This window comes from Azovibrio restrictus DSM 23866, from assembly GCF_000429665.1.
GTDB lineage: Bacteria > Pseudomonadota > Gammaproteobacteria > Burkholderiales > Rhodocyclaceae > Azovibrio > Azovibrio restrictus.
This window is the reverse complement of sequence record NZ_AUCH01000019.1, coordinates 1-24,855: the sequence shown is the minus strand read 5'-3', so window position 1 is coordinate 24,855 and position 24,855 is coordinate 1. Positions and strand designations below refer to the sequence as shown.

At 65.4% G+C, this 24,855-nt stretch carries 25 protein-coding genes and 1 pseudogene; 21 read left to right on the top strand and 5 right to left on the bottom strand.

Annotation, left to right across the window (positions count from 1 at the left end):
• Positions 1-10 precede the first annotated feature (10 nt).
• Positions 11-601 (bottom strand): energy transducer TonB, encoded by a 591-nt coding sequence (locus tag G474_RS0115370; protein WP_026687744.1) that lies wholly within the window; start codon positions 599-601, stop codon positions 11-13.
• Between the two features lie 102 nt (positions 602-703).
• On the opposite strand from G474_RS0115370, the gene G474_RS21135 reads away from it, so the two are divergent.
• The 4 genes from G474_RS21135 (at position 704) to G474_RS21125 (ending at position 7,579) form a co-directional block, all read left to right on the top strand.
• Positions 704-1,837 carry an ankyrin repeat domain-containing protein gene (locus tag G474_RS21135; RefSeq protein ID WP_051282351.1) on the top strand — a complete coding sequence of 378 codons (1,134 nt, stop codon included), beginning with the start codon at positions 704-706 and terminating at the stop codon, positions 1,835-1,837.
• Positions 1,837-5,259 (top strand): ATP-binding protein, encoded by a 3,423-nt coding sequence (locus G474_RS21130; protein WP_043464762.1) that lies wholly within the window; start codon positions 1,837-1,839, stop codon positions 5,257-5,259. The genes G474_RS21135 and G474_RS21130 overlap by 1 nt, the downstream gene beginning before the upstream one ends.
• A complete protein-coding gene (locus G474_RS0115355; RefSeq protein WP_026687743.1) occupies positions 5,246-6,181 on the top strand; it encodes a response regulator transcription factor in 936 nt (311 codons plus the stop codon). The genes G474_RS21130 and G474_RS0115355 overlap by 14 nt, the downstream gene beginning before the upstream one ends.
• Positions 6,182-6,292: 111 nt before the next feature.
• A complete protein-coding gene (locus tag G474_RS21125; protein WP_051282350.1) occupies positions 6,293-7,579 on the top strand; it encodes a M48 family metallopeptidase in 1,287 nt (428 codons plus the stop codon).
• A gap of 66 nt (positions 7,580-7,645) precedes the next feature.
• On the opposite strand, the gene G474_RS0115345 is transcribed toward G474_RS21125, so the two are convergent.
• Complete coding sequence (locus G474_RS0115345; RefSeq protein ID WP_026687742.1) at positions 7,646-7,891, bottom strand: Pathogenicity locus; 246 nt, start codon at positions 7,889-7,891, stop codon at positions 7,646-7,648.
• Positions 7,888-8,325 (bottom strand): hypothetical protein, encoded by a 438-nt coding sequence (locus G474_RS0115340; RefSeq protein ID WP_026687741.1) that lies wholly within the window; start codon positions 8,323-8,325, stop codon positions 7,888-7,890. Before G474_RS0115340 ends, G474_RS0115345 begins: the two co-directional genes overlap by 4 nt.
• Before the next feature lie 221 nt (positions 8,326-8,546).
• Here G474_RS0115340 and urtA point away from each other — a divergent pair, with 221 nt between their 5' ends.
• Positions 8,547-9,818 (top strand): urea ABC transporter substrate-binding protein, encoded by a 1,272-nt coding sequence (urtA, locus tag G474_RS0115335; RefSeq protein WP_026687740.1) that lies wholly within the window; start codon positions 8,547-8,549, stop codon positions 9,816-9,818.
• A gap of 103 nt (positions 9,819-9,921) precedes the next feature.
• Here urtA and G474_RS0115330 read toward each other — a convergent pair whose 3' ends face one another.
• The gene (locus tag G474_RS0115330; protein WP_084513801.1) at positions 9,922-10,563 is read right to left on the bottom strand and encodes a TetR/AcrR family transcriptional regulator; all 642 of its coding nucleotides are present in this window, start codon (positions 10,561-10,563) and stop codon (positions 9,922-9,924) included.
• Positions 10,564-10,719: 156 nt separating this feature from the next.
• Here G474_RS0115330 and G474_RS0115325 point away from each other — a divergent pair, with 156 nt between their 5' ends.
• The 12 genes and pseudogenes from G474_RS0115325 to G474_RS0115275 all read left to right on the top strand — a co-directional run bounded on the left by G474_RS0115325 (position 10,720) and on the right by G474_RS0115275 (position 20,638).
• Entirely contained in the window at positions 10,720-11,217 is a 498-nt protein-coding gene (locus tag G474_RS0115325) for a phasin family protein (protein WP_026687738.1), read from the top strand.
• 350 nt (positions 11,218-11,567) lie between these two features.
• Positions 11,568-11,807, top strand: a complete 240-nt coding sequence (locus G474_RS22230) for an RNA recognition motif domain-containing protein (RefSeq protein ID WP_026687737.1) — start codon at positions 11,568-11,570, stop codon at positions 11,805-11,807.
• A gap of 10 nt (positions 11,808-11,817) precedes the next feature.
• A complete protein-coding gene (locus G474_RS0115315) occupies positions 11,818-12,480 on the top strand; it encodes a paraquat-inducible protein A (RefSeq protein ID WP_211228129.1) in 663 nt (220 codons plus the stop codon).
• Positions 12,477-13,142: a paraquat-inducible protein A gene (locus G474_RS0115310; RefSeq protein ID WP_026687735.1), complete on the top strand. Its 666-nt coding sequence runs from the start codon at positions 12,477-12,479 to the stop codon at positions 13,140-13,142. The genes G474_RS0115315 and G474_RS0115310 overlap by 4 nt, the downstream gene beginning before the upstream one ends.
• The gene (locus G474_RS0115305) at positions 13,135-14,706 is read left to right on the top strand and encodes a PqiB family protein (RefSeq protein ID WP_026687734.1); all 1,572 of its coding nucleotides are present in this window, start codon (positions 13,135-13,137) and stop codon (positions 14,704-14,706) included. The genes G474_RS0115310 and G474_RS0115305 overlap by 8 nt, the downstream gene beginning before the upstream one ends.
• Positions 14,707-14,720: 14 nt before the next feature.
• The gene (locus G474_RS21115) at positions 14,721-15,395 is read left to right on the top strand and encodes a PqiC family protein (RefSeq protein WP_051282349.1); all 675 of its coding nucleotides are present in this window, start codon (positions 14,721-14,723) and stop codon (positions 15,393-15,395) included.
• 102 nt (positions 15,396-15,497) lie between these two features.
• Positions 15,498-15,575 (top strand): annotated as a pseudogene (locus tag G474_RS24540) (DNA-binding response regulator); the annotation flags it as partial.
• A 110-nt stretch (positions 15,576-15,685) separates the two neighbouring features.
• Positions 15,686-17,293: an urea ABC transporter permease subunit UrtB gene (gene urtB, locus G474_RS0115295; protein WP_026687733.1), complete on the top strand. Its 1,608-nt coding sequence runs from the start codon at positions 15,686-15,688 to the stop codon at positions 17,291-17,293.
• A gap of 10 nt (positions 17,294-17,303) precedes the next feature.
• Positions 17,304-18,452 carry an urea ABC transporter permease subunit UrtC gene (gene urtC, locus G474_RS0115290; RefSeq protein ID WP_026687732.1) on the top strand — a complete coding sequence of 383 codons (1,149 nt, stop codon included), beginning with the start codon at positions 17,304-17,306 and terminating at the stop codon, positions 18,450-18,452.
• Between the two features lie 59 nt (positions 18,453-18,511).
• On the top strand, positions 18,512-19,279 hold the full coding sequence (gene urtD, locus G474_RS0115285; protein WP_342663589.1) for an urea ABC transporter ATP-binding protein UrtD: 768 nt from the start codon (positions 18,512-18,514) through the stop codon (positions 19,277-19,279).
• 50 nt (positions 19,280-19,329) lie between these two features.
• On the top strand, positions 19,330-20,022 hold the full coding sequence (gene urtE, locus G474_RS0115280; protein WP_026687730.1) for an urea ABC transporter ATP-binding subunit UrtE: 693 nt from the start codon (positions 19,330-19,332) through the stop codon (positions 20,020-20,022).
• 91 nt (positions 20,023-20,113) lie between these two features.
• Entirely contained in the window at positions 20,114-20,638 is a 525-nt protein-coding gene (locus G474_RS0115275; protein WP_026687729.1) for a DUF6985 domain-containing protein, read from the top strand.
• A gap of 69 nt (positions 20,639-20,707) precedes the next feature.
• Here the strand turns inward: G474_RS0115275 and G474_RS0115270 are convergent, their stop codons facing one another.
• Positions 20,708-21,322 (bottom strand): LysE family translocator, encoded by a 615-nt coding sequence (locus G474_RS0115270; RefSeq protein ID WP_026687728.1) that lies wholly within the window; start codon positions 21,320-21,322, stop codon positions 20,708-20,710.
• Positions 21,323-22,091: 769 nt separating this feature from the next.
• On the opposite strand from G474_RS0115270, the gene G474_RS22895 reads away from it, so the two are divergent.
• The 4 genes from G474_RS22895 to G474_RS0115245 all read left to right on the top strand — a co-directional run.
• The gene (locus tag G474_RS22895) at positions 22,092-22,667 is read left to right on the top strand and encodes a hypothetical protein (RefSeq protein WP_211228128.1); all 576 of its coding nucleotides are present in this window, start codon (positions 22,092-22,094) and stop codon (positions 22,665-22,667) included.
• A gap of 71 nt (positions 22,668-22,738) precedes the next feature.
• Positions 22,739-23,092 carry a hypothetical protein gene (locus tag G474_RS0115255; protein WP_026687726.1) on the top strand — a complete coding sequence of 118 codons (354 nt, stop codon included), beginning with the start codon at positions 22,739-22,741 and terminating at the stop codon, positions 23,090-23,092.
• Between the two features lie 912 nt (positions 23,093-24,004).
• Complete coding sequence (locus G474_RS21105; protein WP_084513798.1) at positions 24,005-24,505, top strand: energy transducer TonB; 501 nt, start codon at positions 24,005-24,007, stop codon at positions 24,503-24,505.
• Positions 24,506-24,604: 99 nt separating this feature from the next.
• Positions 24,605-24,855 (top strand): transposase (locus tag G474_RS0115245; protein WP_026687798.1); only part of this gene is annotated, 251 nt, incomplete at its 3' end.

Genomic DNA, 24,855 nt, shown 5'->3' with positions numbered 1-24,855 from the left:
CCCGGCGCGGCTATTCGAGCCGGAAGCGCACCGGCAGCACCGCTTCCTCCAGACCGTCGGCGGGCAGGCTGCGCAGGGCCCGGGCGGCGCGCAGGGCGGCCTGATCCAGCAGGGCGTGGCCGCTGCTGCGCTCAATGCGGGCCGCGATCACGTGGCCCTGTTCGTCCAGGAAAATCTGCACCAGGGCCTCCCCCTCCAGGCCCTGGGCGATGGCTTCCAGGGGGTAGAAGCCTTCCTGGCTGGCGAGCCGGGCCAGCTGCTGCCGGGCGGCCCGGGCCAGGGGTGTAGGGGCGCTCTCCGGGGCCGTGGCCCGGGGCTTCCGGGCCTGGGGTTCGGGGCGGGGCGACGGCGGTACGGCAGGTTTGCTGCTGACCGGAGGGGGCGGCGGCGCGGCGGGCTGAGGCTGTTCCAGCTCCAGTTCGGGCAGGGGCTGGGCCGGGACCGGGGGCGGCGCCAGGCTGGCTTGCAGGGCAGGGCGGACCTGGGGTTCCGGCTTTTGCTCCCAGTTCGGCAGCCCCCGGAGCAGGAGGCCGTGCAGGACCAGGGACAGCCCCAGGGCCAGGAACAGGGGCAGGGAAGCGGCCGGGCGTTCCGGGTTCATGCGAAAATCCGGGGCGGATGCCCGAGGCCTCCGGCCACGCGGGGCGGCTTTCCCGGGTGGGAAGGTCTTGGGCAAGGAACAGGCAGTTTGCAAGGAGTCAGCATGCAGCGTAAGCATTCATTGGGTCGGTGGCGGCCCCGGTCCGGCACCCTGGTGCTGCTGGGCGCCCTGGCCTTTCTGGCCGGGACCGGTCCGGTCCTGGGGGAAGAGGCGGGATTCTGGCAGCGGATGCTGAAAGCCGCCCGGGAGACCGGCGCTCCGGTGGGCGACCAGGCCATCGAACAGCTGGGTGAGCCGGCCGCCGGCGAGGCGAAGGCCGATTTTACCCCACCGGAACCGGCCCGCTTCGGCGTCACCCTGGAATTGGGGGATATCCGCCAGGCCAAGGAGTGGCTGGACCAGGGCCTGGACCCGGATTACATGGCTGACCGGATCGGCAGCGGCCTGATGATCTCCGCCTGGGAAGGCAACCTGCCCATGCTGGAACTGTTCCACAGCCGGGGCGCCGACGTGAACCGGGTGAACAAGGCCGGGGAGCAGGCCCTGCTCCTGGCTGCCTGGAAGGGCAACCGCCAGGTGGTGGACTGGCTACTGGAGCGGGGCGCCCAGCTCAACCGGGAGCCGGGCCAGTGGTCGGCCATCCATTACGCGGCCTTTTCCGGGCACAAGGAGCTGGTGGAATACCTGCTCGAACGGGGGGCCGACATCGATGCCCGCAGCCCCAACGGCTCCACCCCGCTGATGATGGCCATCTACGACGGCAAGCCCGAGGTGGCCAAGCTGCTCATCACCCGGGGGGCCGACAGGACGCCCCGCAACGACTGGGGCGACGGGGCCATGGAATGGGCCATGCGCTTCAACCAGACCGGGGTGGCGCGGCTGATCGGCAGCCCCGAGGCGTTCGCTGCCGCTGCCAATCAGCCCAAGGAGGCCTGGGGCAAGGACAGCCGTTCGGACAAGGCTCCGGCGGATCTGGACCAGCTGCTCAAGGCCCGCCGCCACCTGGTGGCCAAGGGGCTGGCGGTGGAGGAGGTGGATCGCAACATCGCCGCCCTGCGGGCCCGCTACGCCAAGGCCAGCATCCGCCAGGAAGCTCTGCCGCCCCGCTCCACCGCCGTGGAGATCAGCGCCCAGCGGGGCAACCCCAGCCAGCAGAAGGCCGGGGTGGTGGTCAGCCCGGGTAGCTACAAGCTGCCGCCCCGGGCGCCCAACAAGATTCCGGCCCGGGCCAACTGATGTCCCGTTCCCAGGGGCCGGGCGGGGGGCAGCCGCCCCAGCGGGTGATCAAGGTCCGGCGGGATTACAACAGCTGGGTGGTGAGTGAAACCCTGGAGGATTTCGCCCTCCGCTTCACGCCCCACAGTTTCCGCAAATGGTCCGAATCCCGGGTGGCCAACACCGCCTTCGGAGCCGCCGCCTTCCTGGTGCTGGAGGCGGTGGGCGCCACCATGATGGTGCAGGCCGGCTTCATCAATGCCTTCTGGGCCATCCTGGCCACGGGGCTGATCATCTTCCTGGCGGGCCTGCCCATCAGCCTCTATGCCGCCCGCTACGGGGTGGACATGGACCTGCTTACCCGGGGCGCCGGGTTCGGCTACATCGGCTCCACCCTTACCTCCCTGATCTACGCCTCCTTCACCTTCATCTTCTTCGCCCTGGAGGCGGCGATCATGGCCTATGCCCTGGAGCTCTGCTTCGGCATTCCCCCGGCCTGGGGCTACCTGATCTGCGCCCTGGTGGTGCTGCCCCTGGTGACCCACGGGGTCACCGCCATCAGCCGCCTGCAGACCTGGACCCAGCCCCTGTGGCTGCTGCTCCTGGTGCTGCCCTACGCCTTCCTGCTGTTCCAGGAGCCCGGGGTGCTGGCCGGGCTCTGGGCCTACCCGGGGGAGGACGGCCGCGGCGGCAGCTTCAACCTGCAGCTGTTCGGCGCCGCCCTCACCGTGGGAGTGGCCCTGATCACCCAGATGGGGGAGCAGGTGGATTACCTGCGCTTCATGCCCGCCCGGACCCCGGCCAACCGCTGGCGCTGGTTGGCCGGGGTGGTGGTGGGCGGTCCCGGCTGGGTCCTGCCCGGGGTGCTGAAGATGCTCGGGGGCGCCCTGCTGGCCTACCTGGTGCTGCGCAACGGCATCCCCGCCAGCAAGGCCGTGGACCCCAACCAGATGTACCTGATCGGCTTTTCCCGGGTGTTCGATGACACCACCCTGGCCATCATCGCCACCACCCTGTTCGTGGTGGTGTCCCAGCTGAAGATCAACGTCACCAATGCCTACGCGGGCTCCCTGGCCTGGTCCAATTTCTTCGCCCGGCTGACCCACAGCCACCCGGGGCGGGTGGTGTGGGTGGTGTTCAACACCCTGATCGCCCTGATGCTCATGGAAATGGGGGTGTTCGAGGCCCTGGGCCAGGTGCTGGGCCTGTATTCCAACATCGCCATCTCCTGGATCATGGCGGTGGTGGCGGACCTGGTGATCAACAAGCCCCTGGGCCTCTCGCCCCCGGGCATCGAGTTCAAGCGGGGCCACCTCTACGACATCAATCCGGTCGGGGTGGGGGCCATGGCGGTGGCCTCCCTGCTTTCCATCTGCGCCTTTGCCGGCCTGTTCGGCCCGGGCCTGCAGCCCTTCGCCCCCATCGTCGCCCTGGTGACGGCCCTGCTGGTGTCCCCCTTGATCGCCTGGGCCACCCGGGGGCGCTACTACCTGGCCCGGGCCCCGGAAGCCCGGACTGGGCTGCAGCGCTGCGTCATCTGCGAACGGGAGTACGAAGGGGCGGACATGGCCCACTGCCCCGCCTACCAGGGGCCAATCTGCTCCCTCTGCTGCGCCCTGGATGCCCGCTGCGAGGATCTGTGCAAGCCCCAGGCCCGGCTCTCGGCCCAGTGGGCCGGCTGGCTCGGGCGCATCCTGCCGGCCCGCCTCCTGCCTCTGCTGGAGGCCGGACTGGGCCACTACCTGCTCCTGATGGCGCTGCTCGTGCCCCTGCTGGCCCTGGTGGTGGGCCTGCTCTATTACCAGGAGGTCCAGGGCCTGGCCCCGGGGCAGGAGGTCCTGGTGGCCCATCTGCAGGAAAGCTTCCTGCGCATCTTCGCCATCCTGCTGCTAGTGTCGGGCACGGCGGCCTGGTGGATGGCCCTGACCCACAAGAGCCGCCAGGTGGCCCAGGAGGAATCCAACCGCCAGACCCACCTGCTGATGCAGGAGATCGAATCCCACCAGCGCACCGACCGGGCCCTGCAAGCCGCCAAGCAGCGGGCCGACCAGGCCAACCAGGCCAAGAGCCGCTACATCTCCGCCATCAGCCACGAGCTGCGCACTCCCCTGAACAGCATCCTCGGCTACGCCCAGATCCTGGACGGAGACCCGGCCATTCCCGCCAGCCGGCGCCAGGCGGTGAACGTGATCCGCCGTTCCGGCGACCACCTGCTCTCGGTGATCGAGGGCACCATGGACATCGCCCGCATCGAAAGCGGCAAGCTGAGCCTGGAAACCCGGCCCCTGGATTTTCATGATTTCCTCGCCCAGATCGTCGGCATGTTCGAACTGCAGGCCGCCAGCAAGGGCCTGGGCTTCCACTATGAGCCGGCCGGCGAGCTGCCCGCCTGGGTGCGGGCCGACGAGAAGCGCCTGCGCCAGATCCTCATCAACCTGCTGGGCAACGGGGTGAAATACACCCAGCGGGGCCAGGTCAGCTTCCGCCTGCGCTACCAGCGGGAGATGGCCACCTTCGAGGTGGAGGACACCGGCCCGGGCATTGCCGCCGAAGCCCTGGAGCGCATCTTCGAACCCTTCGAGCGGGGCAGCGCCACCCAGGGCGGCGGTACCGGCCTGGGACTCACCATCGCCCGCATGCTCACCGACCTGATGGGGGGCGAGCTCAAGGCCAGCAGCGAGCTGGGCCGGGGCAGCTGCTTCCAGGTGCGCCTGTTCCTGCCCCAGATCCATGCCGGCACGGCGCCCCGGCCCCGGGTGCGGCAGAAACCCGTGGGCTACCTGGGCCCCCGGCAGCGCATCCTGGTGGTGGACAACGAGCGCACCGACCGGGAACTGCTGGTGAATGTGCTCGCCCCCCTGGGCTTCCAGGTGGCCCAGGCCGCCTCGGGCCTGGATGCCCTGGAACTGATCCCGGTGTTCCAGCCCCATCTGGTGTTCATGGACCTGGCCATGCCCGGCATCGACGGCTGGGAAACCATACGCCGCATCCGCCGCCAGGGCCTGACCCGGGCGCCCCTGGCCATCATTTCCGCCAACGCCTTCGAGAAGGGTCAGGGGCTGGAGCAGGATGCCGAGGCTCGGGTGGCCCCCGAGGATTTCCTGCTCAAACCCCTGCGGGTGGAAGAGCTGCTGGACTGGCTGGGGCGCAAGCTGGCGCTGACCTGGCAGCTGGCCGAGCCGGTCGAAGCGGTGCCGGCTGCGGCTCCGGAAGCATCGCCCCGGGTCCTGCCCCTGGATGCCGAGCTGGCGGCCCTGGAGGAACTGGTGGGCCTGGGCTACCCCAAGGGCATCTTCCGGAAGCTCGACGAGATCACCGCCCGGGACCCGGCCTGCGCGGCCTACGCGGAGCAGCTGCGGGAACTGGCGCGCCAGTTCCAGTTCGATACCATGAAGGAACTCCTGCGCCAGGGCAGGGAAGGAAACCACGATGCCAACACTTGAATCCCCGCAGCAGGCCATCGTCCTGATCGTAGACGACGTCCCGGAAAACCTCTCCCTGCTGCACGACGCCCTGGATGAGGCCGGCTATACGGTGCTGGTGGCCACCAACGGGGAATCGGCCCTGCAGCGGGCCCGCCAGAGCCTTCCCGACGTGATTCTGCTGGATGCCATGATGCCGGGCATGGACGGCTTCGAAGTGGCGCGGCAGTTGAAGGCCGACTTCAGCACCCGGGCCATTCCCGTCATCTTCATGACCGGGCTGACGGAAACCGAGCATGTGCTGGCCGCCTTCGCCGCCGGCAGCGCCGACTACATCACCAAGCCCATCCGTCCCGCCGAGGTCCTGGCCCGGATCGCCGCCCATCTGGCCAGCGCCCGGCAGATGCAGCAGGCCCGCACCGCCCTGGATGCCTTCGGCCAGGCCACCCTGGCCCTGCGGGCGGCAGACGGCCGCCTCACCTGGCAGACGCCCCTGGCCCGGCAGCTTCTCAAGGCCTGGTTTGCCCTGGAGACGGAACAGGCGCCGCCCCGGCTGCTGGCCTGGGTGCTGGAAGCCGAGCAGGCCCGCCGGGACGGGCGGGAGCCCCCGGCCCTGCTGCTGGCGGAAGGGCCCCGGCGGCTGCTGGCCAGCTTTCACGATCCCCGGGGCGGCGGCCACGAGGGGGAGTGGCTGGTGGTGCTGCGGGAGGAGGATGACGGTGCCGCCGTGGAGCAGCTGATGGGGGCTTTCCGCCTCACCCAGCGGGAGGCCGAGGTGCTGCACTGGGTCACCCGGGGCAAGACCAACAAGGACATCGGCGACATCCTGGGCACCAGCCCGCGCACGGTGAACAAGCACCTGGAGCATGTGTTCGAGAAACTCGGGGTGGAAACCCGCACGGCGGCGGCCAACCTGGCCATCAGCCGGCTGCGGGGCGGCTGAGGCGCGGGGGGCGGGTTTTCTGTCGTCCAACTGGAATGGCGATGCTGGTATCATCGCGGCCTCTTCAACTCCAGGGGCTGCCGTTTTCCCGGCGCCGTCCCGCTCCTTCCCATGTCTGATCCCACCCTGGCCTCCGGCCCGGCGGCCGCCGTCATCGGTCCCTACCGCCACGAAAAAACCCTGTTCACCCTCATCGCCAGCCTGTCCGTGCTGTTCTGGGTGCTGCTCACCCTGGGCACCCTGGGCATCATCTGGATTTACATGATCTTCATCTACCTGTTCGTGCTCATGGCCCATTCGGCCCTGATCTCGCACCTGAAGGGCAATGCCGTGCGGATCACCCCGCGCCAGTTCCCGGAACTGCACGCCCGCATCGAAGCCTGCTGCCAGAAGGTGGGGCTGGAGCGCCTGCCCGAGTCCTACCTGATGACCGGCGACGGCATGCTCAACGCCTTCGCCACCCGTTTCCTGCGGCGCTACTACGTGGTGCTCCTGTCCGACATCGTCGACGCCCTGGAAGATGACCAGGAGGGCATCAACTTCTACATCGGCCACGAACTGGGCCACATCGCCCGCCGGCACGTGGCCAACCAGTGGTGGATGGGGCCCGCCATGTTCCTGCCCCTGCTGGGCTCCGCCTACCGCCGCGCCCAGGAATACACCTGCGACCAGTACGGCGCCGCCTGCTGCGCCAGCCTGGCATCCGCCAGCCGCGCCATGGCCGTCCTGGCCGCCGGCACCCGGCGCTGGAAGCACATGGATTCCCAGGCCTTCATTGAGCAGAGCGCCGGCACCGGCGGCTTCTGGATGTCCCTGAACGAGCTGACCAGCGAATATCCCTGGCTGTGCAAGCGCATGGCCCGCCTCCACGATCCCAAGGCGAGCACCCCCCGGCGCCATCCCCTGGCCTGGTTCTTCGCCATGTTCCTGCCCAATGCGGGTCCCGGCGGGCTGGTCTTCAGCATGCTGATCTGGATCTTCCTGATCGGCATGCTGGCGGCCATCGCCCTTCCCACCTACTTCGAATACACCCAGAGAATCGCCAGCGCGCCTGCCTTCGCCTACGCGGAAACCCTGCGTTCGGCCTCCCAGCGCCACTATGAAAGCACCGAGGAACTGGCCTCCAGCCCCGCGGAACTGGGCCTGGGCCCGGCGCCCGAGGCAGTGAAGGAAGTGCTCATGGACGCGGACAACGGCCAGATCATCCTGAGCCTGGAGGGGAATGAGAAGATCATCCAGATGCCCTACGTGGACGAAGACGACCAGATCGGCTGGAACTGCTCCACCACCCTGGCCGCCGCCATCATTCCCAAGGGCTCCAGCTGCGAAAGCGTGGCCGATGAAAAGGATGCAGAAGCCCGCAAGGGTGAAGCCCTGGGCAAGCTGTTCGGCCTCTGAGCACTGCTTCCTTCGGCAGCATGGACGGGACGCCCTGGGCGTCCCGTCTTGCTTTTGGGGCTGCCTTCAGTCCGGGAGGGCGCTGGAGCGGGCCAGGGCGATGGCCGCAGCGATGGCCGCCCGGGCCTGGGGGCTGTTCTTCCAGCAGCTGGAGCCGGTGAGGCGGGCGGCCCGCTGGAGGATTTCCTCCGTATCCGCCTGGCGCAGCTGGGCCAGGGAGGCATAGCCCAGCTGTTCGAGCCGGGCCAGCACCGTGGGGCCGACCCCCTTCAGGGCCAGCAGGGCTTGACGCTCGGATTCGGAGAAGGTCATGGCAATGCTCCAGGGGCGTTATCGGGGGGTGCGGGAACGAAGTCGATGCCGCTCTGCTGCAGCAGGGCCTCGAAGCCGGCCCGGGTGTAGCCCCGGCCAGCCAGCACGGCGCTGCCGCTTTCATGCTGGAAGTAGAGGACGAAGGCCTGCTGGGGCACCCCCATGAACAGGGAGGTTTCCACCACTTCCAGCTCCCGCCCGCCGACGCGCACGGGCCAGCGCCCGGCTTCCACCATGGGGCCGCCGTCCCGCAGGGCCATGGGCATCCAGGCCGACAGGGTCAGGGTCTGGCCGCCGGGCGCGCTCCAGGCGCGGAACTCATGCCGGGCGGAGAAGATGTCCCGGCTTACCGGTTCCGAGTGCTGGTGCTCCAGGCGGTAGTCGGCAGGCAGGCTGAAGGCGAGGAAGGCAACGATCCAGAGCGTCATGGTCATGGTGAGCGGCAAAGGCCGGCGCGTGGAGAGGGGGCAGGGGGGCGGCGGAGTGGTGCCGCCATTGTCCCGGCCCGGCCCCGGCCCTGGCAAGCCCGGGTTGCGGCCCGGAATTTCCGGGACCTACGCAATCTGACGTATTTTCCCCATTCCGGCCCCTCCGTAATCTGGCGTTGCACTGCAGCAACAGGCAGTCCCCATCGTCCAACCTCGAGGAGCAACCCATGAAATCCCGTCGCAGTTTCATCAAGGCCACCGCCCTGACCGTCGCCATGGCCGCCGCCGGCCTCACCTCCTTCGCCGCCCATGCCGCCGACACCATCAAGGTGGGCATCCTGCATTCCCTGTCCGGCACCATGGCCATCTCCGAGACGGCGCTCAAGGAAACGGCCCTGATGACCATCGAAGAGATCAACAAGGCCGGCGGCGTGATGGGCAAGAAGCTGGAGCCGGTGGTGGTGGACCCCGCTTCCAACTGGCCCCTGTTCGCGGAAAAGTCCCGCCAGCTGCTGGCCCAGGACAAGGTGGCCGTGGTCTTCGGCTGCTGGACTTCCGTCTCCCGCAAGTCCGTGCTGCCCGTGTTCAAGGAACTGAACGGCCTGCTCTTCTACCCGGTCCAGTACGAGGGTGAAGAACTGGAAAAGAACGTCTTCTACACCGGTGCCGCCCCCAACCAGCAGGCCATTCCCGCCGTCGAGTACCTGATGAGCAAGGATGGCGGTTCCGCCAAGCGCTTCGTGCTGCTCGGCACCGACTACGTCTATCCGCGCACCACCAACAAGATCCTGCGCGCCTTCCTGAAGTCCAAGGGCGTCGCCGACGCCGACATCATGGAGGAATACACCCCCTTCGGCCACAGCGACTACCAGACCATCATCGCCAAGATCAAGAAGTTCGCCTCCGAAGGCAAGAAGACCGCCGTGGTCTCCACCATCAACGGCGACTCCAACGTGCCCTTCTACAAGGAACTGGGCAACGCCGGCCTCAAGGCCACCGACGTACCGGTGGTGGCCTTCTCGGTCGGCGAGGAGGAACTGCGCGGCGTCGATACCAAGCCCCTGGTGGGCCACCTGGCCGCCTGGAACTACTTCCAGTCCCTGAAGAACCCGGAAAACACCAAGTTCATCAAGATGTACAAGGACTGGGCCGTGAAGAACAAGCTGCCCAACGCCTCCACCGTGGTCACCAACGACCCGATGGAAGCCACCTACATCGGCATCCACATGTGGAAGCAGGCCGTGGAAAAGGCCAAGAGCACCGATGTGGATAAGGTCATCGCCGCCATGGGCGGCCAGACCTTCAAGGCCCCCTCCGGCTTCACCGTGAAGATGGACGAGAAGAACCACCACCTGCACAAGCCCGTGTTCATCGGCGAGATCAAGGCTGACGGCCAGTTCAACGTGGTCTGGAAAACCCCCGGTCCCGTCAAGGCCCAACCCTGGAGCCCCTTCATCGCCGGCAACGACAAGAAGAAGGACGAACCGGAAGGCAAGTGATCCGGGCGCTAGTCAATCAACAACAACGGGACCTGCGGGTCCCGTTGTTGTTGGTTTGGCCCGGCCGCATTTCCTGGCAGGCGCAGCTGATTTTGCGCGCCCTTCAGGCCGGGTCCGCCAGCAGGCCACGATAGAGGTGGGCCTTGACCTCTGCCAGGTCCATCTCTGCCGAGCCCAGCTGGGGCAGGACGTCGTGGAAGGCCAGGACCATTGCTATGGCGCCGAAGATGCCGACGTGGAACAGCACCGGGTCGGAAGGGCGCAGCACCCCTGCCTCCATGGCTTTCAGCCAGAAGGGCACCAGGCCGTCGCAGGAAGGACGTAGCAGGCGGGTGACCAGAAAGTCGCGCCGCTCCCCTGGTACCGGCATTTCACGCATGATCAGCATGGTTATGGCAGGCCGCTCGATGAGCTTTTCCACCAACACGTCCAGCACCCGGGTAACTCGTTCTGCAATGGGGTGGTTCCCCTCCATCAGGGGTACCAGTTCATGGTTCAGGGACTGCTGGAAATCGGCCTCTATGGATTCCCCCACCGCCAGCCATAGTCTCTCCTTGGAGCCGAAGTGGTGGAAGATCATCGCCACGTCGAATCCCGCCGACAGCGCGATGGCCCGCAGGCTGGCGCCGGCAAAACCAAGTTCGGAGAAAGCCAGCAAGGCGGCGGCCAGCAGCTTTTCGCGGCTGTCCACATCGGTGCTGCGGGGGCGCCCGGGGCGGCGCGGGGATGATGGCAGTGGGCTCATATTCGGAGCGCAAAGATATCACGTCCGCCCAGGCACAGACGGTTACAAAGCGCCCCTTGTCGTTATTAAACGATCGTTGAATAATGGGGCGCCGCGGGCGCTGGTCGTCAAGCGCCGGGACAGTTTTTCCATCCAATGCAAAGACAGGAGCCACCCATGTCAGAAAAGTTGAACTTCGCCCCCTTGGCCTCACTTTCCCAAGCCAACAACGCCTGGGTCACCTCCTTCCTGAGGGCGACCCAGGTCTATTTCGACACCGTCCAGAATCTGGCTGAACTCAATTTCGGCGCTGTGCGGCAAATGCTGGAAGACGAGGCGGCGGGCTACAAGCAACTGCTCGGCAGCACCAGCGTCCAGCAGGCGGTGGATATCCAGACCGGTCTGGCAGCCACCCGGCTGAAGAATGGCACTGCCTGCACCCAGGCCGCCTATGAACTGAGCACTGTCGCTGCCGGAGAGCTGGTCCCCGTGGTGCAAAGCCAATATGTGGAATTGCAGGCGGCCGTGGAGGACGGTGCGCGCCAGACGGCCGCAGCCCTGCCTTTCGGCAAGGACCTGGCCCTGGCCACCATCAAGCAGGGGAGCGTCTTGACCCAGTCGCTGCAGCAGATCGCTGCAGCCGTGCCTAAGCCGCTGGCAAAGAGCAGGAAATGATGTTTTCTCCGGGGGGCGCCAGGGGCCCTGCCCGATAGAACCGAGACCCCATGCCTCCCGAAACATCTCCAGCTCAGCCCATCTCCCCGGCTGTCCTGACCGAAGTTACCGAACCGGGGGGCTGGGGCACTTCATCGGCGATAGCCAGCTCAGCCTGCTGGAGGCCATGATGGCGGAATAGGGCTACCTCTTCATGGGCAGCGGGCGAATGCCTTCCCCCTTCCGCGTTCCTGCGACCTACTGTGATCGCGCACAGTGAGCCAGTCCCTGCTGTTCCTCCACGACGCCCTCCATGAAGGCCGTTCCCACCACGTTACAGGTAACATGCCACCAGTCTCTCTGGAGTTCCGATGAAAAAGATCATGTTCTCCGGCCTCCCCGCCGACGTCAGCGAAAGCGAAGTGCGCCAGGTCCTGGCGCGCTTCGGCCCCGTCGGCGAGATTGCCATCGTCCGCGACGGCGACCCGCAACAGCCCATCGCCATCGTCGAGATGCGCATCACCGACCAGGCCGCCTTCGACCTCACCACCCGCATCACCGACATCTGGCACGACGGCCGGCGCATCAACGCCTGGGTGCTGCTGCACTGAGACGCGTCCCATGCCTGCACCGCCGAGCGAGGCCGCCATGCCCACCGCCCCCCTCACCGCCTGCCACGAGTGCGATCTGCTGCTGCAGCCGGTGGCCCTGACGCTGCCGGGCAGCCGGGCCCACTGCCCCCGCTGCGGCGCCCGCCTCTACAGCTTCCACCGGGACCGGCTGGAGAAAATCCTGGCCCTGACCCTGGCGGCCCTGGTGCTGCTGCTCACCGCCAACCTGTACCCCATCGTCGGCCTCAACATCCAGGGCAACTACACCGAAACCACCGTCATCGGCGCCGTCCGGCACCTCTGGCAGGATGGCCGGGAGGCCCTGGGCGGCCTGGTGCTGCTGACCACGGTGCTGATGCCGGCCATCGAGCTGGGCGCGGTGCTGTGGCTGGTGCTGCCCCTGTGGCAGGGCCGCCGCTCGCCGGCCTTCGCCCCGGTCTTTCGCGCCTTCCGCCTGGCCCATCCCTGGGCCATGGTGGAAGTGTTCATCCTCGGCGTCCTGGTCTCCCTGGTGAAGCTGGCCCACCTGGCCGACGTGCTGCCGGGGCCTGCCATCTGGTGCTTCGGCGGCCTCATGCTGCTGCTGGCCGCCCTGGCCGGCCTGCTCGACGGCCATACCCTGTGGCAGGCCTGGGACGAGGCGCATCCGGACGACGGGGCCAAGCCGGCATGAGCCGCCGCCATACCGCCGCCAGCCAAGGGCTCGCCGTCTGCGAGGTATGCGGCCAGCTGGCTTCCCTGGAACAGCACGAACACTGTCCCCGCTGCCAGGCGCCCCTGCACCTGCGCAAGCCGGACAGCCTGGCGCGCACCTGGGCCCTGATGCTGGCCGCCTACGTGCTCTACCTGCCGGCCAACCTGCTGCCCATCATGGAGACCCGCTCCCCCTTCGGCACCCAGCACGACACCATCATGAGCGGGGTGGTGGTGCTGTGGGACACGGGCTCCTGGGAACTGGCCCTGGTGGTCTTCTGCGCCAGCATCGTGCTGCCCATGCTCAAGCTCTTTTCCCTCACCTACCTGCTGCTCAGCGTGCACCGCGGCTCCCACCGCAACACCCGGCAGCGGGCCCGGCTCTACCGGCTGCTGGAACTGATCGGCCGCTGGTCCATGCTGGACGTCTACGTGGTCACCCTGCTGGTGGCCCTGGTCCAGGTCCAGTCCCTCGCCATCATTTCCCCCGGCCCCGGGGTGGTGGCCTTCGGCGCCGTGGTAGTGCTGAGCATGCTCGCCACCATGGCCTTCGACCCGCGCCTCATCTGGGACCGGGCCGTTCCCCAGACCGTCCCCTCTGACACTTCTGCCGCCTCCGCCGAGGAACACCGCCATGCCTGACGACACGCCCCTGCCCGCCGCCGAGACGGTCCGCGTCACCCCGCCCCGCCGCCGCCCCACCCTGGTGTGGATCATTCCCCTGCTGGCGGTGGCCCTCAGCCTGGGCCTGGGCATCAAGGCCCTGCTCGAGCGGGGGCCCCAGATCACCCTGCAGTTCGCCCGGGCCGAAGGCCTGGAGGCCAACAAGACCCGCCTCAAGTACAAGGACGTGGACATCGGCACGGTGACGGACATCACCCTGAGCCCGGACCGCAGCTCGGTCCAGGTCAAGGTCCAGGTGAACAACAGCGCCAAGGGCCTGCTGGTGGAGGACAGCCGCTTCTGGGTGGTGCGCCCCCGGGTCACCATGGGCGGCGTTTCCGGCCTCGCCACCCTGCTCTCCGGGGTGCATATCGCCGTCGACCCGGGCCACTCCGCCAGCGACGCCCGGGAATTCGTCGGCCTGGAGGAACCGCCGGCCATCACCAGCGACACCCGGGGCAGCCAGTTCAATCTCAGCAGCGACACCCTGGGCTCCCTCGACATCGGCGCCCCGGTCTATTACCGGCGCATCCCGGTGGGCCGGGTCATCGGCTACGCCATGCAGCCCGACGGCCGCGGCGTCGATGTGCAGATTTTCGTGGATGCCCCCTACGACCGTTTCGTCAGCCCCAATTCCCGCTTCTGGCACGCCAGCGGCGTCGATGTGGCCATGGATGCGGACGGGGTCAAGCTCAACATGCAGTCCGTACTCAGCCTGATGCTGGGCGGCGTCGCCTTCTCCAGCCCCGAAGGGGAGCCCGGCGAGACGCCGGCAGCGGCACCCGCCGCCAGCACCTTCGTCCTCCATCCGGACCAGGCCACCGCCCAGCGCATTCCCGACAGCAGCTACCAGAAGTACGTGCTCATCTTCCGCGAATCGGTGCGGGGCCTGACGGTGGGCGCCCCGGTGGATTTCCGCGGCATCACCGCTGGCGAGGTGTCCCGCATCGACCTGGATTTCGACCAGACCACCAAGAGCTTTTCCATGGCGGTGGAGATCAAGCTCTACCCGGAACGCCTCAGTCGCCGCAGCCGCGGCATGGGCAACGCGGAACCCAGCCGCAAGGAGGTCCGCGAACTGCTCAACGCCATGGTGGCCCGAGGCTTCCGCGCCCAGCTGCGCACCGGCAACATCGTCAGCGGCCAGCGCTACGTGGCCCTGGACTACTTCCCCAACGCCAAGCCCGCCGCCATGCGCTGGGGCAAGGGCATTGCCGAACTGCCGACCCAGCCCGGCAGCCTGGACTCCCTGCAGGACCAGCTGGAAACCATCGCCACGACCCTGCAGCACACCCTGCAGCACACGGACAAGCTGATCACCCGCCTGGACCGGGAAGTGGTGCCGGAACTGGCCGACACCCTGCGCGATGCCCGCAAGGCCCTGGACCAGGCCAACAAGGTCCTGGCCAGCGACGCCCCGATGCAGCAGGAAGTGCGCGACACCCTGCGGGAAGTGGGCCGGGCCGCCAGCGCCGTGCGCAACCTGGCGGACCTGCTGGAACGCCAGCCCGAAGCCCTGCTCAAGGGCAAGAAGGACGATTGAGAGGATTGAGAGAAATGCCGACCATGCCCACGCGCCGCCCCATCGCCGCCCCTTCGACCCTTTCCGCCTTCGCCGCCGCCCGGCGCGGCGCCCTCGCCATCCTGGGCACCGCCCTGCTCCTGGCGGCCTGCGGCACCACGCCCAAGGCCAGCCTTTACACCCTGGACGACGGCCGCCCCGGCGGCCAGGGCAACGGCCCCAGCGTGCTGCTGCTCAGCGCCAGCCTGCCCGAATTGCTGGACCGGCCCCAGCTGGTGCTGCGGGGCCCGGACCAGCGCATCTTGCTCAGCGAACAGCAGCGCTGGGCCGAGCCCCTGCGCAGCGGCATCGCCCGCAGCATCGCCGCCGACCTGGGACGCCTGCTGGCCTCCTCCCGGGTGGCGGCCCTGCCCAACGGCGCCCCCCATTTCGACGCCGACTTCCGCCTCACCCTGCACGTGCAGCGCCTGGAGGCCCAGGTGGGCTGGGGCGTCGATCTGGATCTGCTGTGGACCCTGCAGCCGCGGCAGGGCAAGGAGCTGCTCGGCCGCAGCCAGGTGCACGAGCCGCTGGCGGCGGGAAGCGAAACCATGACGGGCGACGGTGGCGCCGCCGCCCTGGTGGCGGCCCAGCGCCGGGCTCTCAGTCAGGCCGCCGCCGAGATAGCCACGGCCATCCAGCGCCAACCCCTGCCGGCTGCAGCCCAATAGGGACGGCCACCTTCAGGTACGGCAGGCCGGGAGCAAGGCGCCATGCGCCTTCCCGGCCAGCTCATTTCAGGCCGCGCATCTTTTGCGGCCAGGGCTGATATCCGCTCCGAGGAAGTGGACAAGGTGGCCGGCCTGGAGGCGGGGGCCGATGACTATGTCACCAAGCCCTTTTCGCCCCGGTGCTCAGCTGCAGCCCCTGCCCCGCAAGGGCTCCCCCTACGCAATTTGCCGTATTCCTCCCCGCCTGGCCCGTCCTTAAGCTGTGTCCATACTGCTGAAGGATGAATTCCATGTGCCGCTCATTGCTTACCCTGCTGTTTTGTCTCTGGGCCTGGTGTGCCCAGGCTGCGCCACCTTCCGTCCTGGAGCCGGCCCTGCTGCGCCAGCTGGCGGCGGGGGATTCCGAGGCCCGCATCGGGGCCATCCAGCAACTGGCGGGGAGTCGGGATCCGGCCCGGGTGGGCGAGGCGGCGCAGCTGCTGCAGGCGCTGGAGGAGGGCAGCCTGTTTGCCGCCGGGGAGCGCCTGTTCCTGATGGGGGAAAGCGATTACCGGGAGCTGGCCACCGGGGCCACCCTGGCGGAGCTGCCCGAGGGGGCTGACGGGGTGATGGTGAATAACCGCATCCGGGGCGTGCTGGCCAATGCCCGGGCGGCCCTGGCCCTGGCCGATCCCGATGCGGCCGTGCGCCGGGCGGCGGCCCGGGAGCTGCAGACCAATGCGGCCTACGAGCTGGAGCCGGTGCTGGCGGCGGCCCTGGCCGGGGAGCAGGTGGAAGACATCCGCGCCCTGCTGGTGCTGGCCCATGCCCAGGCCAATCTGGGCAATCCGGATGCCGCCGCTCGTCTGGCGGCCGTGCGGGCCCTGGAGGCCAGCGCTTCCCCCAACACCCGCAGCCTGCTGCTGCCCCTCACCGATCCGGCCCTGGAGGCTGATGCCCGGGTGCGGGAGCAGGCGGCCCGGTCCCTGAAGGCCATCGAATCCTCCCTGGCCCTGGGGGAGACCCTGGGCAGCGTGTTCACCGGCCTTTCCCTGGGGTCCATCCTGCTCCTGGCGGCCCTGGGCCTGGCCATCACCTATGGGGTGATGGGGGTGATCAACATGGCCCACGGGGAGCTGCTGATGGTGGGGGCCTACAGCGCCTACCTGATGCAGAGCCTGTTCCGCAGCCAGTTCCCGGCCCTGGAAGACTGGTACCTGCTGGCTGCCGTGCCGGTGGCCTTCTTCACCGCTGCCGCCGTGGGCATGCTGATGGAGCGCACGGTGATCCGCTGGCTGTACGGCCGCACCCTGGAAACCCTGCTGGCCACCTGGGGCCTGTCCCTGATCCTGATCCAGGCGGCCCGGGTGGTGTTCGGGGCCCAGAACGTGGAGGTGGCCAACCCGGCCTGGATGTCCGGTGGCATCACCCTGCTGCCCAACCTGATCCTGCCCTGGAACCGGGTGATCATCATCGGCTTCGCCCTGTTCGTGCTGTTCCTGGTCTGGGTGCTGATGAACCGGACCCGCCTGGGCATGTTCGTCCGGGCCGTGACCCAGAACCGGGCCATGGCGGGCTGCGTCGGGGTGCCCACGACCCGCATCGACACCCTGGCCTTCGGCCTGGGGGCCGGCATTGCCGGTCTGGGGGGCGTGGCCCTGTCCCAGATCGCCAACGTGGGGCCGGACATGGGCCAGGGCTACATCGTGGATTCCTTCATGGTGGTGGTCCTGGGCGGCGTCGGCCAGCTGGCCGGCGCGGTCTGGGCCGCCCTGGGCCTGGGGGTGGTCACCAAGTTCCTGGAGGGCTGGGCCGGCGCTGTGATCGCCAAGATCGCCGTGCTCGTCTTCATCATCATCTTCATCCAGAAGCGTCCCCAGGGCATTTTCGCCCTCAAGGGCCGCTTCGCCGACCAGTAAGGAAAACGCCATGAGTTCCGCGACCCTCTCCGCCCCGGCACCGGCCGGCCGGGTGCCCGTCACCCTGCGCCTGGCCTCCTGCCTGGAGCGCAAGGCCTGGATCAGCCTCGGGGTATTCCTCGCCCTCAGCCTGGTGGCCGTGCCGGTGCTGCACCTGCTGGTGCCGCCGGAAAGCGCCTTCCATGTCTCCGCCTACGCCATCACCCTGATCGGCAAGATCATGTGCTACGCCCTGGTGGCGGTGGCCATGGACCTGATCTGGGGCTACGGGGGCATCCTCTCCCTGGGGCACGGGCTGTTCTTCGCCCTGGGCGGCTACGCCTTCGGCATGTACCTGATGCGGGGCATAGGCCGGGACGGCAGCTACGGCAGCGACCTGCCCGACTTCATGGTGTTCCTGGACTGGAAGGAGCTGCCCTGGTTCTGGCTCGGCACCGACAGCTTTGGCTGGGTCGCCCTGCTGGTGCTGGCGGTGCCCGCCCTGGTGGCCTTCGTGTTCGGCTATTTCGCCTTCCGTTCGCGCATCAAGGGGGTGTATTTCTCCATCATCACCCAGGCCCTGACCTACGCTGCCATGCTGCTCTTCTTCCGCAACGAGACGGGCTTTGGCGGCAACAACGGCTTCACCGACTTCAAGCGCATCCTGGGCTACGACATCACCGCCCCGGCCACCCGGGTGGTGCTGTTCGGCCTCACCGCCCTGGTCCTGGCGGCCACCCTGGTGGGCTCCGCCTGGCTGGTGAAATCCAAGTTCGGACGGGTCCTGGCGGCCATCCGGGATGCGGAGTCCCGGGTCATGTTCATCGGCTACAACCCCCTGGGTTACAAGCTCGCCATCTGGGTCCTGTCGGCGGTCCTGTGCGGTATCGCCGGCGCCCTCTACGTGCCCCAGGTGGGCATCATCAACCCGGGCGAGATGTCCCCGGCCAATTCCATCGAAATCGCCATCTGGGTGGCGGTGGGCGGCCGCGCCAGCCTGATCGGTCCGGTGATCGGCGCCTTCACGGTGAACCTGGCCAAGAGCTGGTTCACCGTCTCCTTCCCCGAATACTGGCTGTTCTTCCTGGGCCTGCTGTTCATCGTCGTCACCCTGTACCTGCCCCAGGGGCTGGTGGGGCTCTGGAAACAACTGCTGGCCCGCAAAGGAGGCACCGCATGAATACCCTGGTGGAAGAACGCAAGCAGGAGTGGGAGGGGGAAACCCAGGGCCTGGCCCACATGCTCAAGCCCGGGGAGCTGGACCTCTCCCATGGAGTGATCCTCTACCTGGAGGACATCTCCGTCAGCTTCGACGGCTTCAAGGCCTTGAACAAGCTGAACCTGGCCATCAACACCGGCGAGCTGCGCTGCATCATCGGCCCCAACGGGGCGGGCAAGACCACCATGATGGACGTGATCACCGGCAAGACCCGGCCCGATTCCGGCACTGCCTTCTTCGGCCAGACCCTGGACCTGACCCGCATGAGCGAGCCCCAGATCGCCCACGCCGGCATCGGCCGCAAGTTCCAGAAGCCCACGGTATTCGAACAGCTTTCCGCCTTCGAGAACCTGGAACTGGCCATGAAGACCGACAAAGGCGTCTGGGCCAGCCTGCTGGCCCGTCTGAGCCGCGAGCAGGGGGACAAGATCGCCGCCACCCTGGAGCGTATCCGCCTGGACAAGGAAGCGGACCGGCCGGCGGGCCTGCTCTCCCACGGCCAGAAGCAGTGGCTGGAAATCGGCATGCTGCTGATGCAGGAGCCCCGGCTGCTGCTCCTGGACGAACCCGTGGCCGGCATGACCGACGACGAAACCATGCGCACGGCGGAACTGTTCGTCTCCCTGGCGGGGCAGCATTCCCTGGTGGTGGTGGAGCACGACATGGCCTTCGTCGAAGCCCTGGGCGGCAAGGTCACGGTGCTCTGCGAGGGCTCGGTCCTGGCCGAAGGGGATCTGGCCACGGTGCAGGCCGATCCCCGGGTGATCGAGGTGTACCTGGGCCGCTGATGCAATAAGGGAGGCCCAGGCCTCCGGACACAAGGAAAAGGTCATTCACCATGCTGAAAGTCGACGCGCTCAACCAGTATTACGGCGGCAGCCACATCCTCCGGGGGCTCTCCTTCGAGGTTCCCATGGGCCAGGTCACCACCCTCCTGGGCCGCAACGGGGTGGGCAAGACCACCCTCCTGAAAACCCTCATGGGCCTGGTGCCCGGCAGGAGCGGCAGCATCAGTTTCGACGGCCGGGACATCACCCGGGCCGCCCCCCACGAACGGGCCCGGGCCGGCATCGGCTACGTGCCCCAGGGGCGGGAAATCTTCCCCCGCCTGACGGTGGAGGAAAACCTGCGCATGGGCCTGGCCACCCGGCCGGGCTCCAGCGCCATTCCCGAGCGCATCTTCGAGATGTTCCCGGTCCTGGCCCAGATGCTGCACCGGCGCGGCGGCGACCTCTCCGGCGGCCAGCAGCAGCAACTCGCCATCGGCCGGGCCCTGGCCATGGGCCCCCGGCTGCTGATCCTGGACGAACCCACGGAAGGCATCCAGCCCTCCATCATCAAGGACATCGAACGGGTGATCCGCAGCCTGGCCCAGACCGGGGAAATGGCCATCCTGCTGGTGGAGCAGTACTACGACTTCGCCGAATCCCTGGCCGACCACTACCTGGTCATGGAGCGGGGCGAATTCATCCTGCGCGGCCGGGGCGAAGACATGGCCCGGGACGGGGCCCGGGAGGCGCTGGCGGTGTAGGGCAGGTCCGGGCGCCTGCCGTCCAGCCCTTTGACATGGGGTTGCGGGCGCCGCGATACTGCTCCACCTCATCTCCCCAGGACCCGGCACCATGAAAATTCCAGGACTCGGCAAGTGCGAATGCGACGAAGAGGATGACATCTGCTACAGCGACACCAAGACCCTGAAAGGTTTGGGGGTCGATTGCGAGTTCATCGTCGAGGGCTATGATGCCGACGCCGGGAAAGAAGACTTTCATCGGACAATCAAGCAGTTCCTGGCCATGGACCGGCAGCAGCTCGCGGCTGCGACTCCCCACGTCTACGCCTATTACCAGGACACCTGGGCCGGGCATCCCGAGCCAGAGACGCTGCCCGCAGTGGGCCAGCCGGACGATGTCTGGAAGCACGTGCACTTCGGTTTCGAGGTAACGATCTGCCGCCGCGGTGCGGGAGATCGGGCGGTGTACGCCTCCTTCGAATGCAACTGTGACTGGGAGCCGGAGCATGGCCTGCAACTGGTATTCCGAAATGGTAACGAGATCAGCAAGCTAGGGCCCTTCGACGGCCATCTGAGCACCGCCGATGCCTATGCCGACCCGACCCTTGAGGGCGTCATCTATCGGTCCCGGCACTGAAAGGCGAAGGCTTGTCGCCCAGCCTGGAGGGGACACGCCCGTCGGGAGATGCGGGCAGCCGGTTGAGCGTCATTTTTCCGTGAGCGCGAGATGGGCGCCCAGGCCAGCGAAAGTGGCAGCGAAGCCTCGCCGCAGCCAGGCTTGAACAGGGGGCGATTCAATGACTGCTTTGCGAAACAGGTGTGCAAGGAACCCGTAAGCCACGAATACGGCAAACGTCATGGCCATGAACACGGCGCTCAGGAACAGAAGCTGCAAGAGCGGTTCCGTCGCTCCCGGCTGCACAAATTGCGGGAGAAATGCCAGGAAGAAAATGGTCAGCTTGGGATTGAGAATGTTGAGCAGGAACGCCTTCAGCACGAGCCCCGGGGCTGTGCTCTTGGCAGTCGTGCTGTCGATGGCGAAAGCCGATGAATCGCGCCAAGTGGCAATGGCGATATAGAACAGGTAGGCGACACCCGCGTACTTGAGGGCCTGGAACGCCAGGGCGCTTGTATGCATGATGGCCGCAAGACCAAGGACGGTCGCCAAAAGATGGGGAACGATGCCCGCCGTGCAACCCAGCGCGGCAAACGCACTTGCTTTCCGACCCTGGGCAATGCCCGTGGATACGGTAAAGACGACCCCCGTGCCGGGAATGAGCACAACAATGAACGAGGTGATCAGGAATTCGAGGCTGAACATCAGCGGCGTCTCCAGCAGGGCTTGGGCACGATGATGGTGGCACCCCAGTCACGTTTCAGGAAAAAACAATCTCCAAGCCGAATCGGCTTTTTCAAGCGGGGACGTTTCACTTGGACCCGCCGACGCGCCGCCCGGAAAGACGGAAGACCAGCGCTGCCGGAAGCAGAAGCAAAAACCCGAGAGAAACAGCAAGCATAGGGGAAACAAGTTCCCAAATCGAGACAAGGGAACCGTCGGGCTGCGCACAAGCAAACCCCGAACCGGATACCGCCCCCCCAAGGTCGAGGCAGGCATCTTGGGCCAGCAGGGCAAGCAAGGCGCCCCAAAGTCCCAGGCCTGCAATAAGGATGAAAAACCTGGAGCGGGATGTGCGCAGATGGAGGGGCATTACCGAGTTCCCCCGTCGTGCAGCCGAGCGGCCGCCGAAAGCCGGAGGGAAACTGCCTGCGCAGCGTGCTGGTCCCCTTGAGGCTTTGCAGTTCGCGCGCAGTGGATGGGCCCGCGCGTTTCGGGAACCAGTACCCACATAGTTGCCCTCTCTGGAAGGGTGTGTATGACGCTTGCTATGATGCAGGATAAATCGTTTAATTCAATCGGTATAAGCCTCTTCGGCGCGTAAGCTGTAGTGCCGATAGGCTTCCGTTCATACAGCGCCTAAAATCGACTAAGCAACTGAAACAAAACGAAATTGTTGTTTTGTGCGGCCTGGATTACGTATAGCTTTCCGTTAGTTAGGTGTTAGATTCCACACATAATGTTAGGAGTAGCAGTGCCGCTCAATCACTCGCCCGAATTCGCTGAACTTACCGACCAACAGTACATGGTGCTCGGGAAGGCTGTTGTGGAGTGGGCGAATATCGAACAACTATTGAGCGTCCTGCTTGGGCGCCTCCTCGCAACACCAGATTTTCTTGCACGTACTTTTACTGATCCGCTTGCTGCTGTACGGCTACAAGAAGCCATTCAAGAGGCTGTCGAAATTCATCGAGTGCGCTACGGAAAAAGGGCCATCGACGGTGCGTTACTTGATGAGATCGACCAAATAAATCTGTCGGTTACTACCCTACGCGCAATCAGAAACAAAATTGCTCATTTCTGCTGGTGCCGTCGCTCTGATGAGTCGTTGTTTGGCACTAGTTTTGCCGGCGGCATTCCAACTCCGAAATCCGAGCGAAAGAACGTTGCCGTAATCACGCTAACTGAGCTAACCGACTTTCATCAAAGGGCATTTGCCCTCGTCGAGCAACTGATCGCTTTAACTAAGAAGCTACCCGAAGTTGATGAGAAGCTACTCCTAACCCTGCGCTCAATCGGACCTGCGCGAGAAACCGCGCAGGCCGGTTAGCTCCATGTTGCGCACCAAGCGGCACCAAGCCAATCGCCGCGCTGTTGAATATTTCACTTAGGGAAATTCGAATGAACCTGTGCCGTCTCTCCACCGTAGTAGCAATTCTGTTCTGCTGTATCGGCTATGCCGCTGCCACCGATAATGTCGACACACGAAAGTTGACCCTTGTCGAAGAGAATCACGCTGTTCTGACGATTGACAATGTTGGGTACACCCTAGACAGCTACATCATCATGTTTCAGCAGCCGTACTATGTGAAGGTCAGGCGCGATGACGGCAAACCGATGCAGGTTGAAGAGGCCGTCAAAATAGCGAAGGAATATATTCAGCCGAGAGGCTGCACTGAACCCATTTCGCGTCGAACGGACTTGGACAGATTCAACAGTGACAAGTCTCAGTGGCTTATCGGCATTCTGTGTTAGCCACCATATCTCTGATGGATATTCTTCCATTGACATCGTTGGTGCCCAACGCATCCGTATGCGGCTTCACCGCTCCGGCGGCTCCTCACGTCGAACCTTGGGACTCATGATGGCTCTGATCGAGCAGAAAACATTTTCGAACGACAGGGCCGCTTTTGACGAGTCTGACAACGGCGTATATCGCTATTTTTCGTGAGGCTTCTTCCTGTCCCGATTAGAGCGCACTATCAAGATGACAGGAACGTACGACTGGAATCCCATGCCACACAGGGTGGACGTTAAATGTCCGCAGTGTGGGTCGCGCGCTGAATTTGAGTTTGCAGAGGTTTGTCGTATCAAATTGAAAACTGAAGTGGAGTTCTTTCAAAAATGTGATCAGTTTGAATACCGGCAATTCCAAGATTCTTGCGGGCATTATTGGCACGGCGCACTGTATTACGCGGGGCTTCACGGAGATCCTCGTGTCGCCCTAGAAAATCTGCCTTTGGGTTACGCGCCGAGCGACTGGAGTCACTCAAAGTATCTTTATCGCAGCCACGGCATGGACATCGGCTCAGTTCATTGTGAGAGCTGTCGTCTTAGAAGGAAACACAGCTTAAACTGGCCCAGCGATGCGTACTACTCGGTCTCGTACAAGGATAGTTTGCTTTGGGCGTTCAACAGGGATTCTGCCTGCGATCTCCACGATTTCATTCTCTCCAAAACGCGAGATGTTTCAAAGTATCGTTGGTCATCATTTCTATTGCACGTTCCAACAGTTTTCAAAACGCAGAAGGCTCGCGAGTTTGTGGCGAGGAAGCTGTTTCGGCTCTTGGCCGGCAATACTCGCCAGTACTATAGCAATTCGTTCCAAGGGGTTACGAAAAAGCTGCGATTTTTCTCCGCTCCTGAACTCAAACGCTAGAGTTAATCATGTCCCGTGCACTGCTTGCGCTGCTACTTTGTACTCCTTTACTTTTGCTCGCTCAGGAAAAGTCATCTCCAGAAGAGTCGGCTCGAATGGCAAAAGAAATAGAGCGGCTCGAAGGTGAAATTCAAGATTCAATTAATGAGTACAACAAACGCCCACGGCGGGTGTTTGTGAAACCTAGTGTGCAAGATGAAGTTATCAAGGATTATGTCCGAGAAATTCTTAAAAAGATTGAACGCTTGGGAAACGAGAGCTATCCCTCTGAAGCTCGCGGCAAGCTTTACGGCGCTGCCATAGTTCAGTTTGAGATATTTCCCGATGGCGCTATTCAAAACGTCATGATCGTGAAATCATCCGGCCATGAGGTGCTGGACAACGCGGCAAAGCAAGCCGTGAAATCTGCTTCGCCTGCCCAGCCATTTTCTCAATTAATTAAGGCGCAAACCGATATTTTGGTGGTTACTCGTACATTTAAATTTACCAAGGGTATCGGCGAGCAATGAACTCTAGCAGGATGGTGAGAAAGTCCGCGCCCTTGGCGTGATGCGGGAAAGCGGGCAGACTTGGGTCTGAAAGATAGAACCTAATTTTCGGGAGGAACGATGCGCGGTGCCGATGTCATGCAGGGAGCAATGTTCAGCTACGTGAGCCTGGAGGATCGGATTCCCGCGGAGCACCCGCTGCGCCGGCTGCGGGTTCTGGTAGACGCCATCCTGGCCAGCATGTCGGCGCTTTTCGATGCCCGTTATTCCCATACCGGTCGGCCCTCGGTGGCCCCGGAAAGGCTGTTGCGAGCGCTCCTGTTGCAGGTCCTCTACACGGTGCGCAGCGAGCGCCAGCTCATGGAGCAACT